Source organism: Actinoallomurus sp. NPDC052274, assembly GCF_040679475.1.
Lineage (GTDB): Bacteria > Actinomycetota > Actinomycetes > Streptosporangiales > Streptosporangiaceae > Actinoallomurus > Actinoallomurus liliacearum.
The window spans coordinates 21,096-27,095 of the sequence record NZ_JBFAUT010000087.1; the positions used below are offsets into that span (position 1 = coordinate 21,096).

Consider the following 6,000-nt stretch of genomic DNA (forward strand, 5'->3'; position numbering starts at 1 on the left):
GCGCCCGGGCGGTCCGGTCCGGTTCCCTAACCGGCCGATCGCCACCCGTCGGCGGTGCGGCCGGCCTCGCGGCGGCCCTGGGCGCGGCCCGCCTGGGCCGAGACCTCCCGGACCGACGGGTCGAGGGGGTTGGGGCCCATCGCGGTGAGGGACGCCTCGTCGGGGTGGATGACCGTGACGGTGGAGCCTCGGCGGCGCAGTTGTTCGACGTTCTCCTCCAGCGTGCCGCCCCAGGGCGGGGCAGGGGTGCCGGCGGACATGGGGGACAGGACCAGGACGCGGTCGTATCCCAGAGCCAGGTCGGCGTTCTCGCTGGAGTGGACACCGCCGTCGACGTACCGGCGGTCTCCGATGGAGACCGGGGGCCAGATCCCGGGTACGGCGCAACTGGCCGTCACCGCGTCCACCAGGCCGACGCCGGACTCGGGGCCGAAGATCCGTCGTTCACCCGTCTCCGCGTCGACGGCGACGATGGCGATCGGGCGCTCCGGCCAGTCGAACGACGGCAGACGTGACGCGACGGCCTCCCGGCGCTTCTTCTCCGGGACCGTGCGAACCTCCCCCGCCCACGTGCCGATACGGCGACGGATCTCCGCCACGTCCTCCGCCCCGGCCAGGATCTCCCCGATCGTCCTGGCGTAGTCGGTCAGGTCCAGATCGGCGGGGATCTCCCGCGCCTGCAGCGCGGGGTCGACCTGCCGCCGGAACAGGTCCTCCAGCGGCAGGCCGCTGCCCAACTGGGCGGTGACGGCCGATCCGGCCGACGTCCCGACGATCAGGTCGGCGCCGAGCACGTCGACGCCCGCGTCGGCCAGGCCCACGAGCACGCCCGTCTCCCAGGCGATCCCCGCCACGCCGCCACCACCGAGGACCAATGCGAACCGTGAAGTCATGTCCTTATCCTGCCGGTTCTGGCTGGCCGTGGGCGTTCGTCGGTTGGTGATCGTCCTCACGAGGCTCGGCGGGAATTAGATCGATCGGCGGCGTGGGGTAGGTTCGAACGCGGTTCGGTTCGTTTCCTGGCCTGGAGCGTAGATGACCTTCAGCTCGCCCGCCGACGTCCGTGAGGGTCTCGCGGCCGTGGACTACCTGGCCGACGACGCGATCGCGACGACGGTCTACCTCGCCGCCGCCCTCGGCAAGCCGCTGCTGGTGGAGGGGCCCGCCGGAGTGGGCAAGACGGAGCTGGCCAAGGCCGTCGCCGCGATCACCGACGCGCGGCTCGTACGGCTCCAGTGCTACGAGGGCCTCGACGAGGCCCGCGCCCTCTACGAGTGGAACTACAAGAAACAGCTCCTGCGCATCCAGGCGGCCGGCGATCAGTCGTGGAGCGCCACCCACGACGACATCTTCAGCGAGGAGTTCCTGCTGGAACGGCCGCTGCTGACCGCGATCCGGCGCACCGATCCGACGGTTCTGCTGATCGACGAGATCGACAAGGCGGACGTCGAGGTCGAGGGGCTGCTCCTGGAGGTGCTGTCGGACTTCCAGGTGACCATCCCCGAGCTGGGCACGATCACGGCGGCGCGCCGGCCGATCGTCGTGCTCACCTCCAACGCGACCCGTGAGCTGTCCGAGGCGCTCAAGCGGCGCTGCCTCTACCTGCACCTGGACTACCCGTCTCCGGAACGCGAGCGCGACATCGTACGGGCGCGGGTGCCCGGCATCGACGAGGCCCTGGCGGCCCGGCTCGCCCAGGTGGTCGCGGTCCTGCGCGAACTGGAGCTGAAGAAGCCGCCGAGCATCGCCGAGAGCGTCGACTGGGCCCGCACCCTGCTGGCGCTCGGCCTCGACCGGCTCGACGGGGAGGAGATCGCCGCCACCCTGGGCGTCGTCCTGAAGCACCACTCCGACCAGGAACGCGCGCGCAAGGAGGTCGTCGTCGGCGATGCCGCTTCTCGATGAGATCCGGGGGACCTGATGGCGCTGCTGGACCGGCATCTCGGCTTCCTCGGGGCGCTGCGGGAGGCGGGCCTGCCCGTGTCGCTCGCCGAAGGGCTCGACGCCGTTCACGCCCTGGCGACGATCGACCTGGCCGAGCGCGAGTCGCTGCGCGCGGCGTACGCGGCCACGCTCGTGAAGCGGCAGGCGCACCGGGAGGCGTTCGACACGCTGTTCGACCTGTGGTTCCCGCCGGTGACCGGCAGCCCAGAGGAGGCCCGGGAACGCCCCGCGTACGGCGATCCCGAGGTGCGGCGGCTGCGCGACGAGCTGAGCCGCCTCCTGCTGGAGGGGGACGACGGCCTCCTGCGCGACTTCGCCCGTAAGGCCGTCGGCGCGTACGGCCGCGGGTCCGGCGGCGGAGGCGGCGGCAGCCCGTGGTTCTCCTACCAGGTGCTGCGGACGCTGTCCCCGGAGACGCTGATGGCCGGGCTGCTGGCCGCCGTGCTGACCGAGCGCGGCGGCCTCGACGAGAAGGTCGCCCGCCGGACGTTCACGCGCCGCATCGAGCGTTTCGAGAGGTTCGTCGCCGAGGACGTGCGGCGGCGGATCGCCGAGGACGCCGGAGCCGAGAAGGTCGCGCGCGGCACCGTGCGGCAGCCGCTCGAACAGGTGGACTTCCTGCGGGCGACGCGCACGGACCTGGCCGCGATCCGGCGGGAGATCCAGCCGCTCGCCCGGCGGCTCGCCGCCCGCCTCGCCCATCGCCGGCGGCACGGCAGGACCGGGCGGCTGGACTTTCGCAGGACCGTACGCGCGTCACTGTCGACGGGCGGCGTCCCCCTGACCACGCACCACCGGCCGCCGCGCCCGCACAAGCCCGAGCTCGTCGTCCTGTGCGACGCCAGCGACTCGGTCTCCTCGTTCGCGCACTTCACGCTGCTCCTGACGTACGCGCTGCGCGAGCAGTTCGCCCGGGTGCGGGCGTTCGCGTTCATCGACGACCTGGATGAGATCACGAAGTTCTTCGCACCCGGCGCGGACGTGGTCGAGGCGATGACCCGCATGACCCGGGAGGCACGCCTGGTCTGGATCAGCGGGCACAGCGACTACGGGCGCGCGTTCGGCGTCTTCGCGGACCGGTACGCCGACGCCATCACCCCGAAGACGTCCCTGCTGATTCTCGGGGACGCCCGGAGCAACTACGGATCGCTCAACCTCGAGACGGTCGAGCGGCTGGCCGGGCGGGCCCGGCACGCGTACTGGCTCAACCCCGAGCCCGTCCGGGACTGGGACACCGGAGACTCGGCGGCCTCGGCGTACGGGGCGGTGGTGCCGATGCGCGAATGCCGCAACCTGGCCCAGCTCGCGGACTTCGTCGAGTCGCTGGCGTGACGTCCCGGCCGCCGGGGAGGTAGGCGGTTCGGGGCGGGTTCTCCGGGTAGCTCCTTCGCCTGTCGGACGAGACAACGCCGCGATCAAGAGGAGCTTTCCGTGAACTCGGTGATCGAGACCGTGAAGGAGAACGAACGCGAGTACAGCCAGGGTGAGCCGCGGCCGCTGAAGTCCTACGCCGGCACGCTCGCCGTCTACGGCGTGGCCGTCGGCGCCACCGCGGTGATCGCCCGCTTGACCGGGCGGCGGGCGCCCCGCCTGGGGGCGCGGGACGTCGCCCTGATGGCCGTCACGACCCACAAGGTGTCCCGCACGCTCGCCAAGGACTCGGTGACGAGCCCGCTACGGGCACCCTTCACCCGGTACAAGGGGACGTCCGGTCCGGCCGAACTCGCCGAGGAGGTACGGGGCAAGGGTGTCAAGCACGCGATCGGCGAGCTGATCACCTGCCCGTTCTGCATGGCGCAGTGGGTGGCGACCGCGTACACGGTCGGGATGACCTTCGCGCCGGACGCGACCCGGCTGGCCGGGGCCACGATGACGGCCGTGGCGGGCGCCGACTGGCTCCAGCTCGCCTACGCGCGGCTGCAGCGGGCCGCGGAGGGCTGAGGCGATCCCTGCACGGAGGCACGCCCGCACGGAGTCGGGCCTGTACGGAGGCGCGTCCGTGGGGGCACGCCGGGCGCTCGCGGGCCGGGCCGTGGCCGACGGCGTGATCGCGGCGAATGGATGCGGCCGGTCACCGCTCGGATACGCGCCGCCATCGCGGGCATCGGAGAGCCCTTCGGCTTCGGCTGGGCGAATCGTGGGTTTGGGACAGCCTCGGCGGGTAGGCGGCCAGCATGGACGTTAGCTTCCTCAAGTCGCTGTACGACAGCCCAGGACCGTTCGCCTCCGTCTATCTGGACATCAGGCGGATCACGGAAGACGCTCCGAAGGCCATTGAACTGCGCCGCAAGGCCCGGCAGCGGGAGCTGGCCGACCAGGGAGCCCCGGCCTCGATGATCGAGGCGATGGTGCGGCTGGTCGACGAGGAGAACACCCGGCGGGAGTCCGGCACCCTCGCGATGTTCGCCGCGGACGGCGAGGTCGTCCATCACGAGGTGCTGCCCGGGGCGCCGCGCGTCGAACTGGCCAAGTACGCGCCGCTGCCCCACGTCAAGCCGCTGCTCGCCCAGCGCGGGGAGCCGATGGCCTACATGTCCGCCACGGTCGACCGGCTCGGCGGCGAGCTGACCTGCGTGTCCCGGGACGGCCATCGCCGTGTCATCACCGTCAAGCCGGAAGAGGACTTCCCGGTGCGCAAGGTCAAGGCCGGGGACATGTTCCGGCAGGACAAGCAGCAGCGGGCCGCCGAGGAGGTCTGGCGGATCAACGCCAAGAAGGTCGCCCATGAGATCGCCGTGGCCGTCGACGACTGCGGCGCCGACATCGTCGTGCTGGCGGGCGACGTCCGCGCCCGCAAGGCCGTGCAAGGGGAGCTGCCCGAAGCGGTGCTGGCGCGCCTGGTCGACGCCGGCGGAGTCGGCCCGTCGCTGGACGAGGAGATCGCCCAGGCCGTCGAGCACAAGCGTGCGGAGCACCTCGCGGCGCTGCTCGGCCAGTTCGACGAGCAGCTCACCAAGGGGGGCCGGGCGGTCGACGGGCTGGAGGCCGTGACGGACGCGCTGCGCAAGGGCCAGGTCGCGACCCTGTTCCTGGAGGACCGGCCGGACTCGCCGGCCACGCTGTGGGCCGGCCCGCACCCGACCGACGTGGGGACCTCCGCCGACCTCCTTCGCGAGCTGGGCGTCGCCGACCCCGTCGAGGACCGCGCCGACGCCGCGCTGATCAGGGCGCTGGCGGGCACGGACGGGGATCTGCAGCTGCTGCCCCCGGAGTCGCTGCGCGCGGACTCCGGGGTCGGGGCGCTGCTGCGGTACGTGGACTGAACGGCCGGGGAGTCACGATCGATGACCGAAGCGGTGATCTTCGATGTCGACGGAACGCTCGTCGACACCAACTACCTGCACGCAGTGACGTGGTGGGAGGCGTTCCGGCAGCACGGCCACGGGGTCGACATGGTCGCCGTGCACCGGGCGATCGGGATGGGGTCCGACAAGCTCCTCGACCAGTTGCTGCCCGAGGATCGTGATCGCGACGGCGACGAGGACATCCGCGCCGGGCACAAGACTCTCTACCGCCTGTTCTGGGAACGGCTGCGCGCCTTCGAGGGCGCGGCCGACCTGCTGCGCGCCTGTGCCGCGCGCGGCCGGAAGGTCGTTCTGGCCAGTTCCGCGGACGGGGACGAGATGAAGGCGCTGCTGGCCGCCCTCGACGCCGACGACGCGATCAGCGCCGTGACCTCCTCTGCCGACGCGGAGCAGAGCAAGCCGGCCCCCGACATCGTGGAGGTCGCCCTGGACCGCGCCGGCGTCCAGGCCGACCAGGCGATCTTCGTCGGTGACACGGTCTGGGACGTCAAGGCGTGCGAGCGCGCCGGCCTGCCGTGCGTCGCGGTGCTGTCCGGAGGCATCGGAGCGGACGAGCTCCGGGAGGCCGGCGCGGTCGCCGTCTACGACGGAACGGCGCACCTGCTGCGGGAGTTCGGCGACAGCCCGCTCGCCGAGTGACCCGGCCCGCCCGGGGCGGCGTCGCCCCCCAAGGTGCCCGGGCGAGAGTGACACCGATCACCTTCGCGCGTCCGGCGCGGGAGGTGAAGCCGTGGAGTAGCGGTCGTTGCTC

Annotated in this window: 6 protein-coding genes; 5 read left to right on the plus strand and 1 reads right to left on the minus strand. The window is 72.3% G+C overall.

The features are described 5' to 3' along the window. Positions 1 to 26: 26 nt before the first annotated feature. Complete coding sequence (locus AB0K82_RS41220) at positions 27 to 893, minus strand: patatin-like phospholipase family protein (protein WP_364408182.1); 867 nt, start codon at positions 891 to 893, stop codon at positions 27 to 29. A gap of 142 nt (positions 894 to 1,035) precedes the next feature. Between AB0K82_RS41220 and AB0K82_RS41225 the strand changes: the two genes are divergently transcribed. From AB0K82_RS41225 to AB0K82_RS41245, 5 genes are all read left to right on the plus strand, one after another. Next, positions 1,036 to 1,905, plus strand: coding sequence for a MoxR family ATPase (locus AB0K82_RS41225; RefSeq protein ID WP_364408185.1), 870 nt, complete (start codon positions 1,036 to 1,038; stop codon positions 1,903 to 1,905). 15 nt (positions 1,906 to 1,920) lie between these two features. Further along, on the plus strand, positions 1,921 to 3,276 hold the full coding sequence (locus AB0K82_RS41230; protein ID WP_364408188.1) for a VWA domain-containing protein: 1,356 nt from the start codon (positions 1,921 to 1,923) through the stop codon (positions 3,274 to 3,276). Between the two features lie 108 nt (positions 3,277 to 3,384). Continuing rightward, positions 3,385 to 3,885 carry a DUF1360 domain-containing protein gene (locus AB0K82_RS41235; RefSeq protein ID WP_364408195.1) on the plus strand — a complete coding sequence of 167 codons (501 nt, stop codon included), beginning with the start codon at positions 3,385 to 3,387 and terminating at the stop codon, positions 3,883 to 3,885. Positions 3,886 to 4,118: 233 nt separating this feature from the next. Beyond that, positions 4,119 to 5,207, plus strand: coding sequence for a hypothetical protein (locus tag AB0K82_RS41240; RefSeq protein ID WP_364408190.1), 1,089 nt, complete (start codon positions 4,119 to 4,121; stop codon positions 5,205 to 5,207). Between the two features lie 21 nt (positions 5,208 to 5,228). Beyond that, positions 5,229 to 5,888, plus strand: a complete 660-nt coding sequence (locus AB0K82_RS41245) for an HAD family hydrolase (protein WP_364408192.1) — start codon at positions 5,229 to 5,231, stop codon at positions 5,886 to 5,888. The last annotated feature ends 112 nt before the right edge of the window (positions 5,889 to 6,000 follow it).

What these genes read in the sequence shown, in the direction of transcription:
- AB0K82_RS41220 (WP_364408182.1), bottom strand. Translation starts at nt 893, where the DNA reads ATGACTTCACGGTTCGCATTGGTCCTCGGTGGTGGCGGCGTGGCGGGG.
- AB0K82_RS41225 (WP_364408185.1), top strand. Translation starts at nt 1,036, where the DNA reads ATGACCTTCAGCTCGCCCGCCGACGTCCGTGAGGGTCTCGCGGCCGTG.
- AB0K82_RS41240 (WP_364408190.1), top strand. Translation starts at nt 4,119, where the DNA reads ATGGACGTTAGCTTCCTCAAGTCGCTGTACGACAGCCCAGGACCGTTC.
- AB0K82_RS41230 (WP_364408188.1), top strand. Translation starts at nt 1,921, where the DNA reads ATGGCGCTGCTGGACCGGCATCTCGGCTTCCTCGGGGCGCTGCGGGAG.
- AB0K82_RS41245 (WP_364408192.1), top strand. Translation starts at nt 5,229, where the DNA reads ATGACCGAAGCGGTGATCTTCGATGTCGACGGAACGCTCGTCGACACC.